Here is a 24,051-nt window from a genome sequence, read left to right on the forward strand (position 1 = left end):
CTGTCGACAAGACCTAAAAAAGGCTCAGAGCAACTCTGAGCCTTAGTACCTCAACAGTCGGTGTCAGCGTTCGATAATCGGTATCTCATTCGAGTCGGCTGCGGGCGTTTTCTTGTTATGAATCACATCGCAGGCAGTCCGTATGGCAGAGTCCATATCCGGGCACAGGAATTTGCCGAGTTTCTGAGCCAGCCCCAGACGCTGCATCTGCCGCAGCGGGTGGTCACTTGCGCCGGCGATGATGAGTACCTTTTCATGCTTAACCAGATTGCGCTGGAAATTCTCTATGATATCGAGCGCGCTGTTATCGATTGACAGCAGTTCGGAGAAATCGAAGATAACTACATCGGGAGCGTCCGGCGCATTGATATGCTTCGGGTCCGTGACAATTTCAAGCTTTGATACAGAGCCGAAGAAAAGCGCGCCTTCCATAACCCAAGCCTCAATCTCCTTCGGAGCGTCAAAGGGCAGTGTCTTCGGAAGCACTCGGGTAAGCGTGTTCATGCGGTAAAGGAAGAAGAGCGCGGCCGAGAGCAGACCGATTTCCACCGCGACTGTCAGATCGAAAATAACGGTCAGGAAGAAGGTCAGCAGCAGAGTGGCTTTATAGGAAAGCGTAAATTGTCTGAGTCGAACAAACTCGTGCCAGTTGCCCATATTAAAAGCCATGAAGAGCAGAATCGCGGACAGTGAGCACAGCGGGACGTTCATCGCCAGAGGAGCTGCAACCAGAATAATGATCAGCAGCGTTAGGCTATGAACCATGCCTGCGACCGGAGAGACGGCGCCGCTCTTAATATTGGTGACGGTTCTTGCGATAGTACCGGTTGAAGGAAGACCTCCAAAGAAAGGCACGATGCAGTTGGCGATTCCCTGTCCCATCAGTTCCTGATTGGGATCATGCCGGTCATCGATCATCGCGTCAGCGACACGAGCGCAGAGCAAAGACTCGATCGCGCCGAGCAGTGCGAGAGTGAGCGCAGGCGTAAAGAGCTGTTTTATATTACCCCAAGAGATTTCAGGAATTTTGAATTCAGGAAGGCCTTGGGGAATACCGCCGAATTTGGAGCCGATCGTTTCAACAGGAAGATTGAAGAAAGTTACGGCCGAAGTCATGATGATCAAAACGACGACAGTACTCGGAATACGCGCAAGCCATCTGCGCCAGGGCGCCCCGCCGATCGTCCAGGAACGCGGCCAGATAAAGACAATGAAAAGAGAAAGAAGTCCCATTGCAACCGCATAGGGATTGACCGTGTCAATGGCACCCCACAGAGTCTCGATCTGATGGAAAAAGTCAGCCGGCATCTTGGCGATGTTAAGACCGAGAAAATCCTTCACCTGCGAGAGCGCAATGAGTACAGCGATACCGTTTGTGAAGCCGATCACGATGGAGACCGGAATAAAGCGGATGAAGCTGCCTATCTTAAAGAGCCCCATCAGGAACAGGAATATTCCTGAAAAGAAGGTCGCAATGAGCAGATTGCCCACGCCGTACTGCGCGATGATGCCGTAAACAATAACAATAAAGGCACCGGCAGGGCCGCCGATCTGGACTCGGCAGCCGCCGAGCAGGGAAATAAAGAAGCCGGCAATAATGGCAGTATAAATACCGGATTCCGGTGTCATGCCCGAAGCAATGGCAAAAGCCATCGCAAGCGGGAGCGCAACAACGCCGACGGTAAGACCTGCGGATAAATCATTCGTAAATTCGTTAAACGAATAGTGACGCAGCAGCGATAAAGAAGCCGGGTGGAACTTCGCAATTGGAAAACTATGAAGCGCTTCCACGATATGGGATCTGACACTCATGCTTAGATAGGTAAAGAAAGTTGTTTTTATTAATAAATAGAAATCGGGAATGTCTTTCGACCTCGTCATTATGCGCCTTAGAACGGTACGATGAGCGTTTTTAGGCTGAAGTAAACAAAAAAGACCGCAGATCTGTGAGAACCCGCGGTCTTTTTCAGCAGAAGGCTTTAATGGATTTTCATGCCGGGTTTTGCGCCGGGGAAAGGTTCGAGAAGATACAGGCCGTTCGGCTTGTCAGAGCCGTCGGAAGCGGAAAGCAGCATGCCCTCAGATACTGAACCCATCATCTTGCGCGGCGCTAAATTCGCAACTACAAGTGTGAGTTTTCCAATCAAATCCTCGGGGTTGTAATAAGCCGCGATACCCGAGAAGATATTTCTCGGTTTTTCCTCGCCGACGTCAATCGTAAGCTGGAGCAGTTTCTTGCTCTTTGGCACTGCGGTGCAGTTGAGAATCTTGCCGATACGCAGGTCAACTTTTGCAAAATCATCAAAAGTAATTGTCGGGGCAAGTTCCTCGTAAACCATGTCTTCAGAGGATGCAGCTTCGCTCTTTACCTCTTCCGCTTTTTGTTCCGTGTTTGCCGGAGCGTTCTTGTTGCTGAGCTCAAAGAGTTTATCAACGACTTTCTCATCGGCTCTCTGCATCAGATGTTTGAACGGAGAGATTGCTGCGGCGCTGTTCAGCGGAGCAGAGATGGAATTCCAGCTCAGCTCTCCGCAATTGAGGAAGTTCTCAACGTTTTCAGCGGTTCTCGGAAGAATCGGTTTGAGATAGATGGTGAGCAGTCTGAACGCTTCGAGTGTGACAGAAGCAACCTCATGGAGCTTTTCGGATGCTTCCGGATTCTTAGCAAGTTCCCAAGGTTTCTCGGCGTCGACATATTCATTTGTCTTATCGGCAAGCGCAAAAACAGTATTGAGAACACGGCTGTATTCGCGATCTTCATAAAGTTTGCTGATGGCGCCGGCCTGCTCTCTAAGTTCGCGAAGCAACGGGCTCTCCGCAATCGCTTTATCGCTGACTTTGCCTTCAAAGCGCTTAACAAGGAATCCGCTTGAGCGGCTTGCGATATTGACGTATTTGCCGACCAGATTGGAATTCACCATGGTGACAAATGCGTGCGTTGTGAAGTCGATGTCCTCGACCCTCGAATTGATCTTGGCGGCAAAGTAATAGCGCAGCCATTCAGGATCCATACCCAGATCCAGATAAACCAGGGGGTTGAGGCCGGTACCGCGGCTCTTGCTCATCTTCATACCGTTGACCGTGACAAAGCCGTGCGCCCAGACATGATCCGGAACTTTAAAAGGTTTGCCTGCAAAGTGCAGCATGGAGGGCCAGAAGAGCGTATGGAAATAGGCAATATCCTTACCGATAATGTGAATTTGTTCGGTTGTGGACGATTCCAGCAGTCCGTCAAAATTAATGCCCTTTAATTCGCAGTAGGACTTCAGGCTGGCGAGATATCCGATCGGAGCGTCCAGCCAGACATAGAAATATTTGCCGGGTTCATCCGGAATTTCAATGCCGAAATAAGGTGCGTCACGGGAAATATCCCAGTCATTCAAGTCTCCGTCTTTGCCGAGCCATTCTTCGGTCTTGGCAACGATCTGAGGCTGCAGGCGGGAAGTTCCGTCTGTGGCGGTTCCCTTGGTCCAGCTTCTCAGGAATTCGACACAGCTCGGGTCGGAAAGCTTGAAGAAGAAGTGCTTGGATTTTCTGAGTTCAGGCTTGCAGCCGGAAAGAGAAGAATACGGATTGACCAGTTCTGTCGGCTGATATACAGCGCCGCAGACTTCACAGGAGTCGCCGTACTGATCGGGCGCGCCGCACTTCGGACAGGTTCCTTTAATGTAGCGGTCGGCAAGGAACATTCCTCTGACCGGATCGTAGAACTGCTCGATGTCTCTGCTGTAGATGAGCCCGCAGCCTTTCAAACGGCGGTAGATTTCCTGAGAAAGTTCCGTGTTTTCTTTGCTGTCGGTGCTGTGCCAGTGGTCAAATTTAATATAGAAGCCGTTCAGGTACTGGGGTCTTCCGGCCGCGATTTTCGCGACGTACTCCTGCGGCGTGACGCCCTGCTTCTGAGCGGAAATCATGATTGGCGCGCCATGGGCGTCGTCAGCCCCCACAAAATGAACCGTATTGCCGAGCATTCGCTGATGGCGAACCCAAATATCGGCCATGATGTATTCCATGATGTGACCGATGTGAAAATTTCCGTTTGCGTAAGGAAGCGCGGTCGTCAGGAAAATGGTGCGTTTACTCATGAATATTTTTTCCATATGTTGAAAAAGACCAAACGTCAATTTTAACAGACCGAATTAAGGAGAAAGCGTCTATAAGTCAATGCGCGGAGGATTTCTTACTTTGTTTTCGTGGTTCCGAACTTCCTGGTAAGTATTTATCTGAGAACGGTATGCAAGTCAGTTCCGATGTGATAGTTTAGACGGCGTAAAAATACAACGGAGTTGTTTTAATGCAGGAAAAGATTACAGAACTTCTCAAAGAAGTTGTGGACCCGAATACAGGCAAGAATCTGGTCGCGTCCAAGTCTTTGAAAAAAGTGACGACGGAAAACGGGAAAACAACGGTTCAGATTGAGCTGGACTATCCGGCCAAAACACAGGGTCCCGTCATTGCGTCGATGGTTAGAGCAAAACTGACGGAAGCCGGCATCGATGCTGATGTCAATGTCGGTCAGAATATTATCGCGCACTCGGTGCAGCCCGGCGTCAAGGTTTTTGACAACGTCAGAAATATCATTGCGGTATCGAGCGGAAAAGGCGGCGTAGGCAAGAGTACAGTTTCCGCTAACCTTGCGCTTGCCCTGCAGCAGGAAGGTGCCAAAGTCGGTCTTCTGGACGCGGATGTATACGGACCGAGCCAGCCGACGATGCTCAGTATCACCGATAAACCGTATTCGGTTGACGGAAAGAGTCTGGAGCCGATGATCGGACACGGTCTTCAGGTTGCCTCTGTCGGCGTGCTGATCGATCCGGATCAGCCGATGATTTGGAGAGGTCCGCTCGCCGTATCCGCCCTGCAGCAGCTTCTGAAGCAGACGAATTGGAAAGATCTGGATTATCTGATTGTCGATATGCCTCCGGGAACAGGAGATATCCAGCTTTCTCTTTCTCAGGAAGTTCCGCTGACCGGTGCGGTGGTTGTGACAACTCCTCAGGACATCGCTCTGATGGATGCTCGTAAGGGTCTCGTGATGTTCGAAAAGGTCAACGTGCCGATTCTTGGCATTATTGAAAATATGGCTACGCATATTTGTTCTAACTGCGGCCACGAAGAACACATCTTCGGTGAGGGCGGTGCGGAAAAAATGGCCAAGCAGTATGGCGTCGATCTGCTCGGAGAACTGCCGCTCGACATCAATATTCGCCTGAGCATGGATAAGGGCGAGCCGATTGTGATTTCCGAACCGGAAGGCAAGATCGCTCAGATCTATCGTGAAATCGCCCGTAAACTGGCAATTGCGGTAGCGAAGAAGAATAAGGACTACAGCCGAAAGATGCCGTCGATCAAGATTTCTGATACCTAACGCATCAGTAAAGCAACAAAAAAATAACGGAGCCCGAGGGCTCCGTTGCTGCATTCAGCACCGATTAATCAAAGTGCGGTGTTTCAACGCCGAGAACTTTGTGAAGTTTCGGACTGGTGGTTGTGTACTGCAGAAGGACACGCTTTTCCGGGAATACATAGTCGGCTGCGGCAAAAGCGGCAAGCGCGCATTCATGGAAGCCCGACAGGATGAGCTTTTTCTTGCCGGGATAGATGTTGATGTCGCCAACAGCAAAAACACCCGGGATATTCGTTTCAAAGCGAGCGGTATCGACCACAATCTGCTTTCTTTCAAGTTGTAGACCCCAGTCTGCGATCGGTCCGAGCTTAGGCTGCAGACCAAAGAAGACCAGCAGGTGTTCCATCGGAACTCGACGTGTCACACCATCAGCGCCGGTAACTTTAACCTCGATCATCTTACCGTTTTCTTCCGTAAAGCCGGTGACCTGTCCGACTTCAAACTGCATTTCCCACTGATCGCACAGCTCTTTCATCTTTGTGACGGAAGCAGGCGCGGCTCTGAATCCGTCCCGACGGTGTACCAGAACGACGCTCTCGGCTTTGCCGACAAGATTCAGACACCAGTCAAGGGCAGAGTCTCCGCCGCCGCAGATGACAATGTTCTTTCCTTCAAAAACGGAGGGATCTTTGACGCGGTAATGAAGCTGTGATCCTTCAAATTTTTCAATGTGCGGAACTTTCAGTGTTCTTGACTGGAAGCTTCCGACGCCGGCAGCAATAAACACCGCTTTAGCAAGGAACTCGGTACCTTTGGAAGTCTTTACGTAGAGACGGCCGTCTTCAAGTTTCTTCAGAACCTGCGCCTCTTCACCGTAATGGAAAACCGGCTTGAACGGTTCAATCTGCTTGAGCAGATTTTCTGTTAACTCGGTAGCAGAACAGACCGGAACTGCGGGAATATCGTAAATCGGTTTGTCCGGGTACAGCTCAACGCACTGTCCGCCCGGATGGTTTAAAGAATCAAGCACGTGGGCTTTCATTTCCAGCAGCCCTAATTCAAACACCTGGAAAAGACCGACCGGACCTGCACCGATGATCACGGCATCTGTTTCGATCGGATTTGTGATTTGCTGTGTTTCAGTCAATTTCAACCTTTTTTTCTTTTTAATGAGAATCGTTAAATTTTCTCACTAAATGATGTTAAAAATCAGCTCTAAAATCGTGAATTGGTTTACTGATGTTTCTTATCAAACTCAACATCAGCTCTGAGTTCTCTGAGACGCGCGTCAATTTCACTCATGGTATAGAAGTCCGCATCATTGGCTTTCTGCGCGAGCGTAAGCTGCTGAATGGCAGCAACTTTCTGCCCCTGAAGCGCATACATCTCGCCGATTGCCTGATGGCTTAGGCTTCGTTTGCCCATCGCTTCATAGGCGCGTCCGAGAATCGATTGATAGGTGACCGTTGATTTGGAAATCGCGTGCTGCTTTCGCATAAGCTCAACGGCCTGGCTGTATTTCTTATCTCGAAGCAGCAGACTTGCATAGTTTTCTAAGAGCATGGCTGAAAGCGGGCTTTTCTCATAAGCCTGTTTCGCCAGCTGCAGTCCACGGGCGCGCTGGTTCGGGGAAGACTCAAAAACAAGATCAGAGTACAGCTTATTGATGATCGCGGAATTTCCGCCCGTCATCTGGCGCGCTTTTTCGATTTCCTGAAGCGCAAGCGTCGGGTTCTTCATGCGCTGCGCGGCGACCGCCATGCCGTAATGGACGGCGGCCGCTTCATAGCCCTTTGCGGTCTTTGCTTCTTCTTTGAAGTAGTCCATCGCATCGGACCAGCCTTGATAACGGTTGGACTGTAGGACGCGAAGACGCGCGCGAATCAGATAAAAGTCCAGAGAATCTTTGTGCTTTTGCGCTCTAACGCTTCTTGAGCGCACCTGGGCTTCACTCATACGGTCCACGGTCATCGGGTGCGTTCTTAAATAAGCAGGGGCGGCTCTCGCGCCCTCATAAGCGCGGTTGTTGAAGTCAAGACGCTCGAAGAACTGCTCCATGCCTTTCGGATCAAAACCTGCGCGAACGAGCGAATTAAAACCCACACGGTCCGCTTCTCTTTCCGCGTCGCGGGAAAAAGAAAGATAGTTCTGCGCCATGGCGGCCTGCGCACCGATGACAGAAGCCGCTGCGCCGTCCCCGGAGCCCGCTCGAGCGGCAAGAATTGCGACCAAAATAGAACCGAGCGTCATGGCCCAGTTGCCTTTTTGATTTTCCAGCATGCGGGCAATATGACGCTGCTGAACGTGCCCGATTTCGTGCGCGAGTACGGAAGCAAGTTCGCTTTCGTTAGAAGCCGCGGTGACAAGCCCGGTGTGGACCGCAATAAAGCCGCCCGGGAGCGCGAAAGCGTTGATTGAGCTGTCGCGGATCGGGAAAAATTCAAAACTGTATGGGGAGCCGGGACCGGCTGAGACGAGTCGGTATCCGATCCGATTCAGATATTCCATGGTTTCAGGATCGGCAAGATAGGTCGGATCACTGCGAACCTCATTCATAATCTCCTCGCCAAGCTGACGCTCCTGCAGCTGAGAGAGCGTAGCGCCGCCGGCTGCGCCGAGATTAGGAAGGTTATAGTTTTGCGCATAGACATGAGCAGCCGGCTCAAGGGCCATCGAACATGCGAAAAGTAAGGAAATTATGCGCTTAGCGACCATGTCAGCTCCGAATTTTTGGCGACGTTATTATTTACATCTAAAAGAAAATATATCAGTTATTATTTTTTTTGCTGTAACGAATTCTTAATAGGAAAGAAACGAATGTCTGCTTTGACGCACTTTAATGAATCGGGCGACGCACACATGGTTGATGTGGGTGAAAAAAACGTAACCTGCCGAGTCGGCGTTGCCGAGGGATGGATCTCGATGAAGCCGGAAACCTTTGAACTGGTCGCTCAGGGAAAGGCTAAGAAAGGCGACGTGCTGGCGGTTGCCCGAATTGCGGCAATCATGGGTTCGAAAAAAACACCGGAATTGATTCCGCTGTGTCATCCGATTGCACTCACGCATGTCGAGGTCGAATTTGAGCTCTTTGAAAAGGAAAGTCGAATTCGCTGTGTTGCGACTTGCGAATGTAAAGGCCGTACCGGCGTGGAGATGGAAGCGCTGACTACGGTTCAGGTCGGGCTGCTGACGATTTACGACATGCTCAAGGCGGTGGACCGCGGAATGCAGATGGACGGGATTCGCCTCTTGAAGAAAAGCGGCGGCAAGAGCGGAGAATGGACCGCGGCTTCTTAGCTGAAAATACAAGCAAAAGGGACGGTTTGAACCGTCCCTTTTCGAATCACTTTAGCGATCCGAGAGAATGCCCATCTGAGAGGCGAGGTAAACCGCTTCGCCTCGCGAGTGGACTTTGAGCTTGCGGTAAATCTTCTTGATGTGGGCGGTGACAGTGTGCGTGGAGATGCCCAGCACTTTACTGATGTCAGCAAAGCTCATGCCTCGGCCAAGCAAATGGAGGACTTCTGTCTCTCTGGGCGATAGCGGATTCGGAACTGAACTGGAATGCATCCCCTGAATCTCAGAAACCTGCTCGTTTTCAATGCGGTTTTGAAGCGTCTTAACAATAACGCGCCCCGCGATAGGACTGATCGGACTTCCTCCGACAATGATGGAACGAACATAGTCAGCAATCGACTGAAGATTAGTCTCAGTCTTGACAATGTAGCCGATAGCGCCGTTTTCAATGGCGGCAAGAATATCTTTTGGACTGGAACGATTGGAAATAACAGCGATATTCGGAATGTGATACTCGGTATGAGCTTGGTGAATTAATTCCAAACCATCCCGCTGGCCCAGATTAAGCTCCGTTAAAAGGATGTCACAGCGAGTCTGAAGCAGTAAGGAAGTTGCGGATTCCATACTGGAGCAGATGCCAATCAAACGGATACCCGGATCATGGATCAGACGCTGGCGGTAAACACGCTGCGTATCAAGATCCGGTTCAACAATCAATACGGTTGTCTCCCTTGTGTTCAAGATAAAACCCTCCAAGCTCTTGTCTTTCAAACGAGAGCTTATTTATGAATAGTTGCTGCTGTAATTAAAGTTTTGCTCACAATCAATGTAGTCCCGCAGCTTTCATTACTGATTGTAACGAGATAAATGCAAAATGACCATAAGTGATTACTTTATGGCATGAAAAAATCACCTATTTATGGTGTATTTTTTGTTTTTTCGCATCAATTAGTGATCTTTCTATTGCTTTTTCCTCATCCGGCATCCCGCGATCCGAAGCAATATTTTTGTTGGACCTCTGAATTCCGAATGCACCGAGGATCATCGTTGCGCCGAGAGACCAAAAAGCGGCTGCGGCACCGATAACTGAGCCCCCAAAACCAAAAAGAAGCGGTAGAACGGTGTGACTTGAGTTCATCAGCATGGTTCGTATACCGATCGCCTCTCCGATTCTCTCCTCCGGTGTGACTTGGTGAAGCAGAGAGAGAACGTTGGGCTGAGACGCGCCCAAAGACGCGCCAAGCCATCCGCAGAGGACAAAGAGGACCGCCAAACTAGTTGTGAAGGGAAATATCAGGTAGGAGACGCCGGTAGAGACGAGCACGAAGATGATAATGGACCACTCTTTAAAGTGGTGCGAAAGAATCGGCATGAGGGCTCGAACCGCAAAAGAGCAGACGGAAAATACGCTCAGCAGCCATCCGATCGCTACCGCGTCAAGACCGATTTCCGTTCCGTAGACCGGGATCATGAAGGCCTGAAGATCCCATGCCATTGAGACTAGGGCGGAGGCGAGCAGTACGTTTCGAATCAGGGGATGCTTAAAGAGCTCAAATAAGCTGTGTTTTTCGACTTTTTTCTGCTTGTTCGCGTTCAGCGACGAAGGCAGTCCGCGTGAAATCAGAAGAAAGACTAAGGCAGCCGCAAGCGCAAAGCCGAGCGCTCCGCCGTAGGCCCAGTAGTAATTCTTCTCATCAATCAGGTAACCGGCAATGACCGGGCCGGCGGCGCCCGAGGCGGAAAAAGCCATGGACTGAAACGTGAATCCCGTGGCTCGGGTTTTATTTGTGGTCAGGTGCCCGATGAGTCCCTGACCGCTGATGAGCGCAAAGACAAAGCCGGTGCCTGCAAGCAGACAGGTGATATAGATCGGTTTGATGCCGAAAGTTTCGTAAGGAAAGAAAATTGGTACGGCGCAGGCAACGCATATGAGCAGACAGGCGATAATGATCGGAATTTTGACACCGATGCGGTCGATCCATTTGCCGACATGAATCGAAATCAGCGCGGGGACCGCCGCATAAACCGAAAGAATCACGCCGACAATCCAGGCGGGCTGCCCGTTGTGAAGCGCGTAAAGGGTTGTAATCACGCGTGAGGAGATGAAACCGCAGTGCAGAAGGCCCATGAAAAGTATTATTTTTAGAATCTGCTGCATATCTCTCCTTCAAAAAAAGAAGCGTCTGCGGACGCTTCTTTTTTACCGTAAGGGACGAACGTCCGAATGCTTTCTCTACGCCTGGATAACCAGAAGGGGCTTATCGCTGATGGCGGCGATGCGGGTTGCTGTTGAGCCTAAAACGGCAGCTTTGAATGCGCCGTATCCTCGGGTGCCCATAACAATCACGTCAAGCCCTTCCTTGTTTGCGAAGGCGGCGATCTCATCGCCCGGGTTGCCGACAAGGCAGATCTCTTCAACTTTAAAGCCGAGCTGAGTGAATTTGTCGCGAACCGGTCCGACCGCTTCATCGAACGCTTCGCGCTGCATTGCGCGAACCTCGGATTCATTCAGTGTCGGGAGCGCCATGCCTGCCATGTCGGGCATCACAACGCCGGCATAGTCGCTGACGACATTCATCAGATAAAAGACCGGGTCTTTACCGAAGAGGTCGTGATTCTTCAGGATGTACTCCACGGCCTTTTCGCCGTAGGAGGAGCCGTCAACCGCGACGCCGACTTTAAGAGAGTCCGTCTGAGGAGCGGTTTTGTTTCTCAGAATAAGCACCGGCTTCTTTGAAAGCGCAAGAACGGAATTTGTGACGGAACCGAGCAGCAGTCCTTTGAGCGCGGATCTGCCGTGCGAACCCATGATAATCAGGTCGGCGCCGGATTCTTCCGCGGTCTTCGCGATTGTGGGAGCGGCTTCACCGACCGCGAAACGTGTGGCGGCTTTAACACCGGCTTTTTCAAGCTCCTTGACGGCGGGTTCCAATACAGTGTTGGCTTCTTCGTCATAGTAGCCGCGGAGTGATCCGCTGCCGATCAGGCGGGAGGCGCGAGCCGGAACAGGCGCCTGAACACTCATCAGCTCAATTTCGGGATTGGAGCCGAGAAGTGTTGTTCGCGAGGCGACAAATTCAAGCGAGTGATTGCTGAATTCACTGCCGTCGATGGGTACTAAAATCTTCATAATTCCTCCGGGTCAGAATATTCTCGCAGCCTAAGAAACAATTGTTTGAAACTGCCTTTTTGATGATTAAATTATCAGATCGAAATCAGCCTTCGCAAGGTACGAATTAACAAATTTGTCCGCGGTTAGTAATATGGTTCTTTTCCGATCCATCCCCTGTCAAGTTTAACGGAGGACGAGGACGATGCAAACATTTTTTATCCTTATTGTGAGTGAGGTTTGGAGACGCTATGGGCGAGACGCTTAGTCAGACGGAACGGTACCCGCTGGATTATGAGAGAAGGTTTGGCGGGGTCGCGAGACTCTATACGAAGGAGGGCGCAGCACGTCTTGCTCAGGCCTCGGTCACGGTCGTCGGCTTAGGCGGCGTCGGCTCTTGGGCAGCGGAAGCGCTTGCGCGCACGGCTGTCGGCAAACTGACGCTGATAGATTTGGACAATATCGCCGAAAGCAATACCAACCGACAGCTTCAGGCTCTCACCGGCGCTTACGGAAAGCCGAAGGCGCAAGCCCTGAAGGAACGAATCGCCCTGATTAATCCTCTTTGCGAAGTGACGATGGTCGAGGATTTCGTTGATGAGGAGAATGTTTCGGAAATGCTGCACACGCCTGTCGTGCTGGACTGTACGGATCAGGTCAAGGCAAAGGCGGCAATGGCAGCTTTTGTGCAGAAAAGCGGCGGCTTATTTATCACATGCGGCGCTGCCGGAGGAAAAACCTCCGCGCTTAATATCCTCGTCGATGATCTTGCAAAGGCCAAGGGAGACCCGCTGCTCTCCAACCTAAGGTATCGTCTTCGGAAGCAGTACGGGTATCCGCGGCCAAAGGAAGAAAAGCGGATTGAGAAGTTCGGCATAACCGCTGTATACACCGCCGATCCGGTCGTTCGTCCGGAAGGCAGCTGCGACATTACCGGAGGCTTGGCCTGTTCCGGTTACGGTTCCGGCGTGGTTGTGACTGCCGCAATCGGGTTTGCGGCGGCTTCAGTTGCTATTAATCGGATCGCCGGCATACAAAAATGAAGAACCGTTTCTCAGAAGGAGCGTAGAGGAGCGTAAAACAAGGAAAAATAGTAACCGTAAGCATACGAATCTATTAAACTAGATTAAATAACTTAAATAAAGGAAACGCCTAATGTACAGCCGTATTCTGGTACCGACCGACGGGTCGGAGCTTTCTGATAAAGCCCTGGAGGCAGCCGCTGATTTCGCAAAGGCAATGGACTCCTCAATTGTTGCCGTCACCGTGATTGAGCCTTACAGCTACACCAATCTGTCCGAATATCGTCCTGAGAGCATTGATCAATACGATTCTCGTGTGAAGGAAATGGCTCAGGAAAGATTGGAAATCGCGAGAGAAGCGGTTGAGCGAAAGGGCGTGAAATGCGAAGTTGTCGCATTTAAGTCTTTTTCTCCCGCCGAAGCGATCATTGACGCAGCCACGGAGTACAACTGCGACCTGATTTTTATGGCTTCTCACGGCAGACAAGGTCTTGCGGCCGTTCTGCTTGGAAGTGAAACACAGAAAGTACTGACGCATTCGAAGATTCCTGTCATGGTGTACCGCTAATCAGGGGCCCTGATTGGGGGCAGACCTCGCTTCATCTGAGGCGCACGAGCGGATAATGACTGAATTCAATAAAAGAAGGAGTATGTAATGTCAGAACAAACAGAACCGGTTAAGGAAGAGGCTGATGCTCAGATGGAGCTCACCAACCTGTACCGTGAAGAAATCTATACCGATAGAAAGATTGGCGTGATTCGCTGTCTGGTTCCCGTTCTTGCCGACGGCAATAAAGATGAGTCGCGTCCGGTGATTTATACCGGTGAAGCTCAGATTATGACCCAGATGGGCGCGCTTCCGATTTCCTTTGATATCGAAGCCGACAGTCTGGAAGCCGCAGTCAAGGGCTATCGTGAAGCGGCGAAGGCCGGTGTGGAACGCACGATGAAAGAGCTTCAGGAGCTTCGTCGTCAGGCCGCAAGCAAGCTGGTTGTCCCAGGTCAGCCCGGCTTCAGCAGCCCGGATGCTTCGGGAAGCGGACTGGTCATGCCTTAATCCGCACAAAGATTTAATTGAACTGAACTGCCGGCTTGCCGGCAGTTTCTATATGGACTGACTATGAAAAGAGCAGAGCTTCTGAACACACTCGATGAATTACTGAAACCTGAGACTTTCAAAGACTACTGCCCGAACGGGCTGCAGATAGAAGGTGCGGATAATGTTCAGCGGATTGTCTGCGGTGTCAGCGCCTCTGAGGCGCTAATTGATGAAGCGATCAGGCGCGGTGCGGACACCATTATTGTTCACCACGGTTATTTCTGGAAAAACGAGAACTCACGGATTATCGGTATCAAACGGAATCGAATCGCGAAGATTCTCGCCAACAATATCAATCTGATTGCCTACCATCTACCTCTGGATGCCAATGAGACTGTCGGCAACAACTATGAAATGGCGCGTGCGCTGAAGCTGCAGAACGTCCGAGCGACAAAGTCTAATCCTCTGGTGCTTATGGGGGAATTCCATGACTTTGTAACTACGGAAGAACTTGCTAACAAAATAGAGGGGGTTGTCCATAGACCTCCTTTTGTGGTGCCTGTAGACTCCGTCGCTTTAATTAAGACGGTCGCCTTCTGCAGCGGCGCGGCTCAGGATTTTTTAGAAGACGCGGCAGCCGAAGGCTCGGACGCTTACCTTAGCGGGGAAATTAGCGAAAGAACAGTTCTGGAAGCTCGTGAATTAGGAATTCCTTATTTCTCAGTCGGCCACCATGCCGGAGAAACGTTAGGAATACGGGCCATGGCCGTTTGGATTGGAAACCATTTCCCAGAAATAAACGTCAGCTTCGTCGGAATTGACAACCCGGTGTAACCGGATCTTTTCATCGGCAGCTGCGCACCCGGAGTTGCCGATGGCAAACAAGACATATCGACACAGACGCCCACTGTCTCTCAAAAGGGCAGCACTCGCCTTGGTTATCGCCTTGCATGCGGTACCTTCTTTCTCGCAGGAGGATCCTTTCTTCGGGGAGACCAAAACCAATTACCTTGAAACGGATGAAGAGATTAACCAATATATTGAAGATCTCGCTAAAGAAAATCTGATTCTTGTCCACATCTCAGAAAATTCACCGTTTGTCGGCAGCTCTCCTCTGACGATGGAAGGCGCCGAAGAAATATGGAACGCACCGGAGCTGTCTGAAACCGCGCTGAATTTCGGCATGGTTCAGAGCTCGAATGATCCGGCGGCGCGCTTTAGCAAACAGGCGGATATTTTGCGAGCTGTTGATATCAAAGTTAAGAGTTCGATTAACGATGCTCAGGGCGGATCCGCTGCCGTCCTGGTCGCAGAAGAGGGCGCTGATGTCACATTCAGGCATCACGCCGCTCTGAGCGCCGCTATTGAGGACGGCTCAGAGAACACAGCGATACGAATCAAAGGTTTTGCTTCGGCATCTCAGGTGTTTTTTTCCGAAGGCCTCACAGGGGCGGTCACAGGAAGTTCTGCCTCTTTTGCCGTACTGCAGGATAAAGCTTCGCTGCTGATCGGCGGAGACTCTTTGATCAGCGCCTCAGCGGACGCATTTGTTCTCGGTTCCGTGAACTCCAAAATCACCGTCTCAGAAGGAAAGCAGCTGACGGTAAATGCCGGCGGGAGTGCTTTCTCCGCAGCAAAGGGCGGCTCTCTGATTCTGGAAAACGGCGCATCATTAACCGTGAATGCCGATCAGGTCTTTAGCGGAGCGCTTAATGTCAAGGTGCAGGATTCATCGGTTGTCCTGAACGGCAGCACGCTTTCCTTTACCGGTCAGTACAGTCAAAACGGCGGCTCGCTAACTTTGTCGGGCGACACCAATCTCAACGACGGCAACTGGCACTTTAAAGAGGTCAGCATTACAGCGGCCTCCAAGGATCTGTTTGAAATATCAGCCCAGGACTTCAATCGTGAGAGTCAGCTTCAGGGCAAAATCACCGATTTCACTAAGACCTCATTTTCGGAAATTATCCTCACCGATGAAGCGGTCGATCTGAAATATCTCAGCCTCGCTTCCGAATACTACGGTATCGGCGTTACGTACACCGGTGAGCTGCTGATTGATAATTCTGTTGTGACAGGGATCAACTACAGCGACTATAAGAATTATCTCGAAGGAAAGAACATCGGTTTGGCATCCGTCAATCTCAACTTAGGAGAGATGTCCGAGTTAAATTCGGAGCGCCTTTGCATCGGGTCGATCTACACAAAGAGCGAAGTGCTGACTCTGAACAATTCCACGCTTGTTCTTTATGGTACAGGCAGAGGACCGATGTCGGGGACAGATAATTGGCTGTCCGTCGGAGAATTCAGTACGCTGGAGCTGCACGGATTAAGTTACGAGGGAACGCGAGAAGTCCAGAAGCGGGCAGAAATCGATTCGAAGGTTTTTGTGTCCGACACGGGACGTCTTTTATTTACCGGCAAAGTAACGGTCGGTCCGAATTCCGCGATCGTCAATACCGGTGAGTTTCTCATTAAAAACGGCGCCCAGACACACGTTTACGCGGATATCTTCCAGCTGGACGGCTCGGCGCGCTTTGACAAAAATACATCTTTTGACTCGACGCAGGGCGTGATCGTCCGCGGAGGGACTTTGGACATTGAAGGGCTTTTTACCGTTCAGTCTCTGCAGCTTGAAGGCGGCAGAACCTCAATCAGCAGTCAGGTGAGGGCGAAAGACTTTTCAATCGGAAGCAGCTCTCGAGACGTGATTCCGACACTGCGTCTCAGCTCAGACGCGGATGTTGTGTTTGAAAACGCGGAGAGCGCAAACGCCTCTATTCTGATCGAAGGCGACGAAAAGCAAGGTGAATACGCCTCTCTGGCGATCAAGAACTGGAGCGGAAGCGGCACCGAATTTCGAGTCGGAAGCAACGGAATTCTAATTTTGGGTGACGGCCGCAAGGACGACTCAATTGATTTAACGAGAGATGTGGTTTTCCAGATTTTCGATTTGGCTCAGGAGAAGTTCTCGAGCGTACTGGCTGTCAATGACACGTTCGTGCTTTCTAAAGAAAACTCCATTATCGTGGGCTTGTCCAATGAGAGAGAGGCTCACGCCGGATTAACGTTTGAGAGCGGTGCCGTATTTATTCTTAAACATCGTACGGGGCGTCCCGCGTTCAGTTCTGAGGATGGAACGGCCCCGGTGTTCAAAGAAGGGAGCGGTATTTTCGTGCTTGATCCCTTTGGAACCAATCAGCTGACCGATTCCACTATTCAGGAATTTGAAGGCTCGGATACGGTTCAGCTCATCTCCGCGAACAGAAATGTGTCACTGGTGCTGGAGAACCGCGAGGACGGCTGGTTTATCGATCGGGAGAAAGCGGTCGTTATCACAACGAACTTTGTCTATCCTCAGCTTCAGGGCTGGCTGTACAGCAATACGGAAGGCTTTACGATTGATTCCGACAATGCGGCGCAGAGATTCTTTGCGCGAGTGGACAACGAGACCTTTATGGCGCCCCATTATTCTGCTGCGCTTATCGGTCAGGCCACGCTGCTGCCGAGTCTTCTCGGGACACGTTTAAATATGTTCCGATCGGGAGAAGGTCTGCGCAGCGCGATTGGAACGGAAGCGATCCGACTCTATGACAAGCCCGAAGGTTCCACGCATATCTTCGGTGGAGCTGAAGGCGGTTTTTTCTCTTCCCGGAAGGCAGGCGGATATTTACTGGGCGGAGCGTATCGAGCGAATTCGGAAAATGTTCGTCTTGGCATGGCGCATAAAACCGAATCCGGTTACTCAGTTGTCGCAGCGGCCGAATATACCCATATTTCTTCGAAGAGCAGGCATGCTGTGCTTGAAGCGAGCGGCAAGCAAAATGTGACGGCGGTTAACGGCATGATCAGTAAAGACTTCGGCGATTTTATTGTCGGCGTGAATGCCGGCGCGGGCCTGTCGCGCGGCAATATCACCGCGGATCTGCCTGCCGCTATGCAGCTTGAGCGCATGAAGGCGAAGGTTGATGACTACTATCTGACCGGAGGCATTTCAGGGTCGTATCGAATCATTGAGGGCCTCAGCATTGCAATTGAGCCGCAGATTTGGACTCTTCTAAAGACTACTGAGCACACGAAGATCGGTTCTCAGAAGGCGTTTGAATTTAAGAGCAGGGCGCAGGTTTTTGCCGAGATTCCGGCGGTAGTGCGAGGCAGTGTGGAGATCGGCTCTATTGGCGGATATCGGTTTAGCCTCAACGGAGAGGCAGGCGGCAGCATCCGAGTCGGGCAGCTCGATAAGAAAGGAGAGCTGCGGGCGGTTGGTACTCAGGCCAGAGAATCGATTTCTCAGAAAGAAATCAATCGCTGGAGCGGTTTTGCAGGCGCCGGCCTGAAGGTTAGGAGTGGCTCAGCGGAAGCGACGCTGGCTGCAAAAGCAGCTCTAGGTGACGGAAGAATCGACAGTCAGGTCATATTTAAAGCCGACTGGAAATTCTAAAAACCTGAATTCCCAAAAACTAGATCATAAATATTACTAGTAGTTACACACAGTGTCCAAATTGCCCGTAAACCGGGCATTGGGCATTATTTTAACTGATTTAATAGATTATAATTATATAATCTACCTGGAGGGATTCATATGCTTGCGAAGACCATTGAGCATGTCATCAAGGTAAATATCAAGGGCAAGGACTATCTGTACCAATTTCAAAATGCTTGGGATCCGGTCAAACAGCGTTCTTATAGCAAACACCGAATCACCCTTGGGCGCCTGATTGACGGCAAGGTGGAATTGGGAAGGAAATTTCTTCGAAACAATCCTCAATACAAGGATGTTGAACTAACTTTTACCGATAACAAACTCTGTCCGGTTGGTATTGCAGAGGTCAGTCTTCCGGTGGCACAAATTGTTTTGAACCGGTCGGAAGCACTCAATGCCGGAGCCAGCTATGTATTAGAGCAAATTGCCAAGCAATCGGGAATAACTAAAGCCTTAAAGGTCGTCTTTCCTGAGCATTGGAAAGAGTTACTATCCTTAGCGATATTCTTAGTTATCCATCCTGACGCCACTGTCTCCAACTACGATGTAATAGCGCAAAACTCTCTCTATCCGGCTGCCGCTATACCCTCTCAAAGAATCTCCGAAATATTTGAATCCATCGATTATCAACCCTCTGTCGAGCAATATCTGAAGCTGCGTCTTGCCTCTAATAAAGCATTGGACAAGAACAGTTACTGGGCATTTGATACCACTTCAGTGTCTTCTTTCTCACAAACAATTCATAAGGTTACCTATGGGCATAACAAAGAAGACCCTGACATGGCCATGCTAAAGCTGGCGCTGCTGATCGATGAGAAGACAGCCGAGCCGCTTTACTACAAGGTGCTGGACGGTTCTATTGCTGATGTTGTTTTATTGAAGAACCTGTTTATCCAGCTGGCTAAACTTGATGCGGAAGATGTCAACCTGGTGTTGGATAGAGGGTTCTGCTCTGAACATAATCTGCAAATTATGTTCCGCAATCACGTAGGCTTTGTCTGTGGACTTCGTTCAGAGCTAAAAATTGTTGAGCAAACTTTTAAGGAGGTAGCCGGATCACTCAGACTATGCTTGCCGGCAGCATTTAAAAATAGTGTTAACTGCTTTTGTGCAACGCGCGAAATTCAATGGTATTCCAACACAAGAAAATATGGCGCCGAACAGGACAAGTTGTTTATCCATGTCTATTACAGCAAAGAAAGAGAAGCTGACTATGTCATGAATATGACTCAATTAGTCGAAAGTTTTAAGTTGCGTCTGAAAAATGGGAAAGTGCCTAACTCTCCGTATTTCAGGCAATTCTTCAAACGCGGAAAAGATGACGACGGCAAGGTCAAATATGATTTTAATGTTCCGGCTTGGGCTCAGTTCTGCCAGAGTTGTGGTTTCTTCTTTCTTGGTTCTGACAGAATTTCCTTACCGGATGAAGCTCTAAACATTTACCGTCAAAAGGACACCGTCGAAAAAGCGTTTAATAACTACAAAGATAGATGCGGCGGCAGAAGATTGAGGTGTTTGGAGAGAGCTTTAGATGGAAAGGTCTTTGTCACGTATTTAGCTCTGAGTTTAAGACTGATGCTGCATAAGCGGATGCAGGACGCCAACATTGACCCTGAGCAAGCTCCACGCCTGATAAGTGAGCTTAATGCATTAACTGTCTATAAGTTCGCTCCTGAGGGCCAAGTCACATATCTCTGGCACGAGATCCCAAAGCGTTACAAGGAACTTATGCAGAAGTTGAAAATAAAAATCCCCGCCCCGATTTTTGTAATCTAGGAGCGGGAATTCAGGTAAAAAGCAGAGCCCTCCATTGCGGAGGGCTCTGTCTTTGGAGATCAAATTAATTCTTTTTCTTAAGCTCATCAAGAATCTGTCTGAGCAGCAGAGTGTCTTCCGGTGTCGGGGCAGGAGCCGCAGCCTCGGCTTTAGCCTCAGCTTCAATGCGTTTTCTCAGAGAGGTCAGAGCCTTGAGCATACAGAAAATAACGAATGCCAGAAGAATGAAATTAATGACCGCTGTGAGGAAGGCGCCGTAGCCTAGGACAGAGGCCCCAGCTTTGGTGAGCGCATCATAAGTCATCGGCCCTGTATAGTCGGCGGGCATCTTCATGACATAGAAAAGGTTGGAAAAATCCGGTTTTCCGATGAGCGCGCCAAGAATCGGATTGATGACGTCTTTAACAAGGGAACCGATGATCGAGTTGAAAGCTCCGCCAACGATAACAGCGACCGCTAAATCGATGACGTTTCCTTTGGAAATAAAGGCCTGAAACTCTCTGAAGAATGTTGAAGCTTGTTGTTGGACATTAGCCATGATGACCGCCTTAAACGTTACTGAATAAGACGAATTATCACCGAAGTACGTTATCTTTGAAAGTGACAATGCCCTTTGCGGGTAAAAGAAAACGGCTCCTGAAAGGAGCCGTCGAAACTGGTGCCCACTGACTGACTTGAACAGACGACCTACCGCTTACAAGGCGGTTGCTCTACCACTGAGCTAAGCGGGCATCGGAAAAGCGAAGCTTTCCACATTAACTGTTTTCAACCATCAAAGCAGATGATCGAAGGAATTCTTTGGTGCCCGCTGACTGACTTGAACAGACGACCTACCGCTTACAAGGCGGTTGCTCTACCACTGAGCTAAGCGGGCTAACCGAGACGTGAATTTTACACAAATTTTTGAAGTTGTGTGCTGAAAAAAAGGAGAAGCGTAACAAAATGAAAGCTTCTCCTTTTTTAATCAGTCCACACGAGTGAAACCGCGGCGGGGCGCGGGTTCTTGGTCAGGTTTAAGTTTGACCTCGAACGGGATGCCAAAGCCGGTCTCTCTGACAAACACCGCCTCTATGTTGCTGACGGGAACCTGAATACTTTCAGCGACACCGTTAAACGTTGCGTCAAATTTAACGAAATCGTTGCCAAGCTCCAAATTCCGAGCGGCATACGGTCCGATATTGAACGTGATTTGCGAACCGTTTGCGTACGCTCTGGGCACGGAAAGCTGCGGATCGTTGTTGAGGATCACGTTGATCTGCGGAGTCAGACCGTTATCCATGCTCCAGTCGTAAAACGCGCGAAGAAAATATGGCGTTAAAGAGGTTGTTTCTTCCATTGATTACTTCCGCATGACCCGTTCAGAGGGAGTAAGCGCCTCAATGAATGCCGGGCGGGAGAAGACTCGTTCGGCGTATTTCTGGACAGGCATACCGGCTGCCGGAAGTTCAATGCCGTAGTAGTTCAGTCTCCACAGAAGGGGAGCCAAAGCGATATCAAGCATTGTGAAATCGTCGCCGTTCAAATATTTTTTCTTAGCTACGAGCGGGGCAAGAGAAGTCAGACGGTCACGAATGGTTTCTCTGGCGGCGATGCGCGCTTCATCAGGGCTGTTGCGATTTTCAAGGGTATGTACGTGCTTGAAAATTTCTCTCTCAAAATTGAAGAGAAGCAGTCTTGTTCTTGCTCTTTCAACCGGGTCAGGCGGCATCAGCTGAGGATGGGGAAAGCGCTCGTCGATATATTCGTTGATGATATTCGATTCATAAAGCACGAGATCGCGCTCGACGAGAATCGGCACTTCGCCGTACGGGTTCATGACATTGATGTCTTCAGGCTTATGGTATAAATCGATGTCACGAATTTCAAAGTCCATTCCTTTTTCGAAAAGGACAAAACGACAGCGCTGGGAAAAAGGATCAGTGCTGCCGGAGTAAAGAACCATCATATCTAGGGTCTCTCTGCAAAAAAATAAAAAAAGCTTTTGAAATTTTAAACGATTCGTCTAAGAATCCAAAATAAAAATAAGATGTTAGGTACCTAAAAAGGTGCCTTTGTCGGCCGTTTAGGTCCTGCACCAGACGGTGAAACGGTCGTTCCCGCCGTAGTCCTTATGCGTTTTGCTGCCTTCCATGCCAAATTCAGAAAAGATACTGCGAACCGACTCGCCTTGGTCATATCCGTGCTCGAAGGCAATGATATGCGGATTGAATTTCAGCGACTTAGCTTCGGAAAGAATCTCTCTGTAGGCGGCAAGGCCGTTTTCTTGCGCAACCAACGCGTTCTGCGGCTCGAAAGTCAGCGCTTTTAAATGCGGATCCCGGCTGCGGATATAGGGCGGATTGGAGACGATTGCTTTCAGATCGAAATGACCGACGTAAGGCTTCAGCCAACTTCCTTCCAGAAAACGCACGTCTGCTTTGAGGCTGACAGCGTTTCTGCGGGCCGTTTCAATGGCGCTTCTGCTGAGATCCGAGGCAAGGACATCCAAATCAGAGCGTTCCAATTTCAGTGTTTCGGCAATGCAGCCGCTTCCTGTGCCCAGATCGCACACCTGTATGCCGTGAGGGAGATTTTCAATGAGCCACTCAACCAAACACTCGGTGTCCGGGCGAGGAATGAGCACAGACGGACCGACTGAGAAGGTTCTGCCGTAAAACTCCTGCACACCGGTAATGTACGGGACCGGAATTCCCGCCAGCCTTTTCTGTTCGACTTCGCGCAGTTTCTCTAACGCCTGAGGCGATAGGACATTTTTGGAATGCGTCATTTGACGGATTCGATCCAGTCCTGTCACGAATTCAAAAAGAACACGCTTATCCGCAGCCTCAAGCGGACTTTGGACAAGCCATTGTTCTACTGTCGTCATGCCTGGTTAGACCGAGCCTTCGCTCAAGGCAGCCAACTGTTCGGCCTGGTGTTCTGAGGTCAGAGGCGTGATGATGCAGTCAAGATCGCCGTCCATGATCTGATCAAGCTTGTAAAGCGTGAGGTTGATGCGGTGATCGGTGACACGGCCCTGAGGATAATTATAGGTACGGATGCGTTCGCTTCGATCGCCGGAACCCACCAGAGATTTTCTCATGGAAGCTTCCTCAGCCTGCTGAGCGGCAACCTGTGCGGCATGGATACGTGCGACAAGAACACCCATCGCGCGTTCTTTGTTTTTGTGCTGGCTTCGTTCGTCCTGACATTCCACGACGATTCCGGTCGGGATGTGCGTAATTCGAACCGCGCTTTCTGTTTTCTGAATATGTTGACCGCCGGCGCCCGAAGCTCGATACACGTCAATTCTCAGATCCGAGGGATCGATCACAACGTCTCCTATCTCGTCGGCTTCAGGAAGAACCGCGACTGTACATGCGGACGTATGGACGCGTCCCTGAGACTCGGTTTCCGGAACACGCTGAACGCGATGTCCGCCGCTTTCGAATTTGAGCTTGGAATAGGCGCCAAGTCCGATGATTCTGACAACGACTTCTTTGTATCCGCCAAGATCGGACGGGCTGGCCGAGACAAATTCAACCTGCCAGCCCTGGCGTTCCGCATAGCGTGAATACATGCGGAAAAGGTCGCCTGCAAAAAGGGCGGATTCATCGCCGCCGGTGCCGGCACGGATTTCCAAGAAAATATTTTTATCGTCATTCGGGTCTTTAGGCAGAAGAAGAATTTCAAGTTCTGCGGAGACCTGTTCAATCACTTTTTTTGCATTGCCGATTTCTTCAGACGCGAATTCCTTCATCTCAGGGTCGCTTAGCATTTCGTTAGCAGCCTCAAGATCCGCCTCGGCTTTTTCAAATTCTTTGGTTTTCTGAACAATGGGTTCAATTTCCGCCCTTTCTTTGGAGAGTGCGCGGAATCGATCCATATTGGAGGCGATATCCGGGTCCTGGAGTGTTACATCAATTTCTTCCAATCTTCTGGCAAGTTGTGCCAGCTTGGAGCGCATAGATTCTTTCATAAAAAAGACAGTAAAAAATT

General features: G+C 50.2%; 20 protein-coding genes and 2 tRNA genes. 8 read left to right on the forward strand and 14 right to left on the reverse strand.

The genetic code is table 11. The features are described from left to right. Nucleotides 1-63: 63 nt before the first annotated feature. Together AC6I1F_RS00965 and metG are read right to left on the reverse strand one after the other, a co-directional pair. Nucleotides 64-1,812, reverse strand: a complete 1,749-nt coding sequence (locus AC6I1F_RS00965) for a SulP family inorganic anion transporter (RefSeq protein WP_289077170.1) — start codon at nucleotides 1,810-1,812, stop codon at nucleotides 64-66. 167 nt (nucleotides 1,813-1,979) lie between these two features. Next, nucleotides 1,980-4,124 carry a methionine--tRNA ligase gene (gene metG, locus AC6I1F_RS00970; RefSeq protein ID WP_255453134.1) on the reverse strand — a complete coding sequence of 715 codons (2,145 nt, stop codon included), beginning with the start codon at nucleotides 4,122-4,124 and terminating at the stop codon, nucleotides 1,980-1,982. 170 nt (nucleotides 4,125-4,294) lie between these two features. Between metG and apbC the strand changes: the two genes are divergently transcribed. Then, complete coding sequence (gene apbC, locus AC6I1F_RS00975; protein ID WP_160334756.1) at nucleotides 4,295-5,368, forward strand: iron-sulfur cluster carrier protein ApbC; 1,074 nt, start codon at nucleotides 4,295-4,297, stop codon at nucleotides 5,366-5,368. Between the two features lie 64 nt (nucleotides 5,369-5,432). Here apbC and AC6I1F_RS00980 read toward each other — a convergent pair whose 3' ends face one another. Both AC6I1F_RS00980 and AC6I1F_RS00985 read right to left on the reverse strand, forming a co-directional pair. Then, nucleotides 5,433-6,494, reverse strand: coding sequence for an NAD(P)/FAD-dependent oxidoreductase (locus AC6I1F_RS00980; RefSeq protein ID WP_237178719.1), 1,062 nt, complete (start codon nucleotides 6,492-6,494; stop codon nucleotides 5,433-5,435). A gap of 86 nt (nucleotides 6,495-6,580) precedes the next feature. Continuing rightward, nucleotides 6,581-8,062 carry a beta-barrel assembly-enhancing protease gene (locus AC6I1F_RS00985; RefSeq protein ID WP_160334758.1) on the reverse strand — a complete coding sequence of 494 codons (1,482 nt, stop codon included), beginning with the start codon at nucleotides 8,060-8,062 and terminating at the stop codon, nucleotides 6,581-6,583. A 102-nt stretch (nucleotides 8,063-8,164) separates the two neighbouring features. Here AC6I1F_RS00985 and moaC point away from each other — a divergent pair, with 102 nt between their 5' ends. Then, nucleotides 8,165-8,644, forward strand: a complete 480-nt coding sequence (gene moaC, locus AC6I1F_RS00990) for a cyclic pyranopterin monophosphate synthase MoaC (RefSeq protein ID WP_160334759.1) — start codon at nucleotides 8,165-8,167, stop codon at nucleotides 8,642-8,644. Nucleotides 8,645-8,695: 51 nt separating this feature from the next. Here the strand turns inward: moaC and AC6I1F_RS00995 are convergent, their stop codons facing one another. The 3 genes from AC6I1F_RS00995 to AC6I1F_RS01005 form a co-directional block, all read right to left on the reverse strand. Continuing rightward, nucleotides 8,696-9,385, reverse strand: a complete 690-nt coding sequence (locus tag AC6I1F_RS00995; protein ID WP_160334760.1) for a response regulator transcription factor — start codon at nucleotides 9,383-9,385, stop codon at nucleotides 8,696-8,698. A 172-nt stretch (nucleotides 9,386-9,557) separates the two neighbouring features. Continuing rightward, nucleotides 9,558-10,802 (reverse strand): MFS transporter, encoded by a 1,245-nt coding sequence (locus AC6I1F_RS01000; RefSeq protein WP_251569702.1) that lies wholly within the window; start codon nucleotides 10,800-10,802, stop codon nucleotides 9,558-9,560. A gap of 75 nt (nucleotides 10,803-10,877) precedes the next feature. After that, on the reverse strand, nucleotides 10,878-11,774 hold the full coding sequence (locus AC6I1F_RS01005; RefSeq protein ID WP_160334761.1) for a universal stress protein: 897 nt from the start codon (nucleotides 11,772-11,774) through the stop codon (nucleotides 10,878-10,880). Between the two features lie 230 nt (nucleotides 11,775-12,004). On the opposite strand from AC6I1F_RS01005, the gene AC6I1F_RS01010 reads away from it, so the two are divergent. The 6 genes from AC6I1F_RS01010 to AC6I1F_RS01035 all read left to right on the forward strand — a co-directional run bounded on the left by AC6I1F_RS01010 (nucleotide 12,005) and on the right by AC6I1F_RS01035 (nucleotide 20,073). Then, nucleotides 12,005-12,796, forward strand: coding sequence for a tRNA threonylcarbamoyladenosine dehydratase (locus AC6I1F_RS01010; protein WP_160334762.1), 792 nt, complete (start codon nucleotides 12,005-12,007; stop codon nucleotides 12,794-12,796). 112 nt (nucleotides 12,797-12,908) lie between these two features. Then, nucleotides 12,909-13,343 carry a universal stress protein gene (locus tag AC6I1F_RS01015; protein WP_160334763.1) on the forward strand — a complete coding sequence of 145 codons (435 nt, stop codon included), beginning with the start codon at nucleotides 12,909-12,911 and terminating at the stop codon, nucleotides 13,341-13,343. A gap of 87 nt (nucleotides 13,344-13,430) precedes the next feature. Beyond that, nucleotides 13,431-13,832, forward strand: a complete 402-nt coding sequence (locus AC6I1F_RS01020) for a hypothetical protein (protein WP_160334764.1) — start codon at nucleotides 13,431-13,433, stop codon at nucleotides 13,830-13,832. A 63-nt stretch (nucleotides 13,833-13,895) separates the two neighbouring features. Continuing rightward, nucleotides 13,896-14,648 carry a Nif3-like dinuclear metal center hexameric protein gene (locus tag AC6I1F_RS01025; protein ID WP_160334765.1) on the forward strand — a complete coding sequence of 251 codons (753 nt, stop codon included), beginning with the start codon at nucleotides 13,896-13,898 and terminating at the stop codon, nucleotides 14,646-14,648. A 40-nt stretch (nucleotides 14,649-14,688) separates the two neighbouring features. Beyond that, nucleotides 14,689-18,255: an autotransporter outer membrane beta-barrel domain-containing protein gene (locus AC6I1F_RS01030; protein ID WP_497801577.1), complete on the forward strand. Its 3,567-nt coding sequence runs from the start codon at nucleotides 14,689-14,691 to the stop codon at nucleotides 18,253-18,255. A 141-nt stretch (nucleotides 18,256-18,396) separates the two neighbouring features. Next, nucleotides 18,397-20,073, forward strand: coding sequence for an IS1634 family transposase (locus AC6I1F_RS01035; protein ID WP_497801578.1), 1,677 nt, complete (start codon nucleotides 18,397-18,399; stop codon nucleotides 20,071-20,073). Nucleotides 20,074-20,137: 64 nt separating this feature from the next. Here the strand turns inward: AC6I1F_RS01035 and mscL are convergent, their stop codons facing one another. The 7 genes from mscL to prfA all read right to left on the reverse strand — a co-directional run bounded on the left by mscL (nucleotide 20,138) and on the right by prfA (nucleotide 24,031). Beyond that, nucleotides 20,138-20,611 carry a large conductance mechanosensitive channel protein MscL gene (mscL, locus tag AC6I1F_RS01040; RefSeq protein WP_160336297.1) on the reverse strand — a complete coding sequence of 158 codons (474 nt, stop codon included), beginning with the start codon at nucleotides 20,609-20,611 and terminating at the stop codon, nucleotides 20,138-20,140. A 118-nt stretch (nucleotides 20,612-20,729) separates the two neighbouring features. Next, nucleotides 20,730-20,804: transfer RNA gene (locus tag AC6I1F_RS01045), tRNA-Thr, on the reverse strand. Between the two features lie 68 nt (nucleotides 20,805-20,872). After that, nucleotides 20,873-20,947, reverse strand: a tRNA-Thr gene (locus AC6I1F_RS01050). Between the two features lie 90 nt (nucleotides 20,948-21,037). Further along, complete coding sequence (locus AC6I1F_RS01055; RefSeq protein ID WP_160336296.1) at nucleotides 21,038-21,409, reverse strand: stringent starvation protein B; 372 nt, start codon at nucleotides 21,407-21,409, stop codon at nucleotides 21,038-21,040. A gap of 3 nt (nucleotides 21,410-21,412) precedes the next feature. After that, nucleotides 21,413-22,018: a glutathione S-transferase N-terminal domain-containing protein gene (locus AC6I1F_RS01060; RefSeq protein ID WP_160336295.1), complete on the reverse strand. Its 606-nt coding sequence runs from the start codon at nucleotides 22,016-22,018 to the stop codon at nucleotides 21,413-21,415. Between the two features lie 117 nt (nucleotides 22,019-22,135). Next, nucleotides 22,136-22,939 carry a peptide chain release factor N(5)-glutamine methyltransferase gene (gene prmC, locus AC6I1F_RS01065; protein WP_160336294.1) on the reverse strand — a complete coding sequence of 268 codons (804 nt, stop codon included), beginning with the start codon at nucleotides 22,937-22,939 and terminating at the stop codon, nucleotides 22,136-22,138. A gap of 6 nt (nucleotides 22,940-22,945) precedes the next feature. After that, nucleotides 22,946-24,031, reverse strand: a complete 1,086-nt coding sequence (gene prfA / locus AC6I1F_RS01070; protein ID WP_160336293.1) for a peptide chain release factor 1 — start codon at nucleotides 24,029-24,031, stop codon at nucleotides 22,946-22,948. Between the last annotated feature and the right edge of the window lie 20 nt (nucleotides 24,032-24,051).

Source organism: Parasutterella sp. St.1A3 (assembly GCF_059728705.1).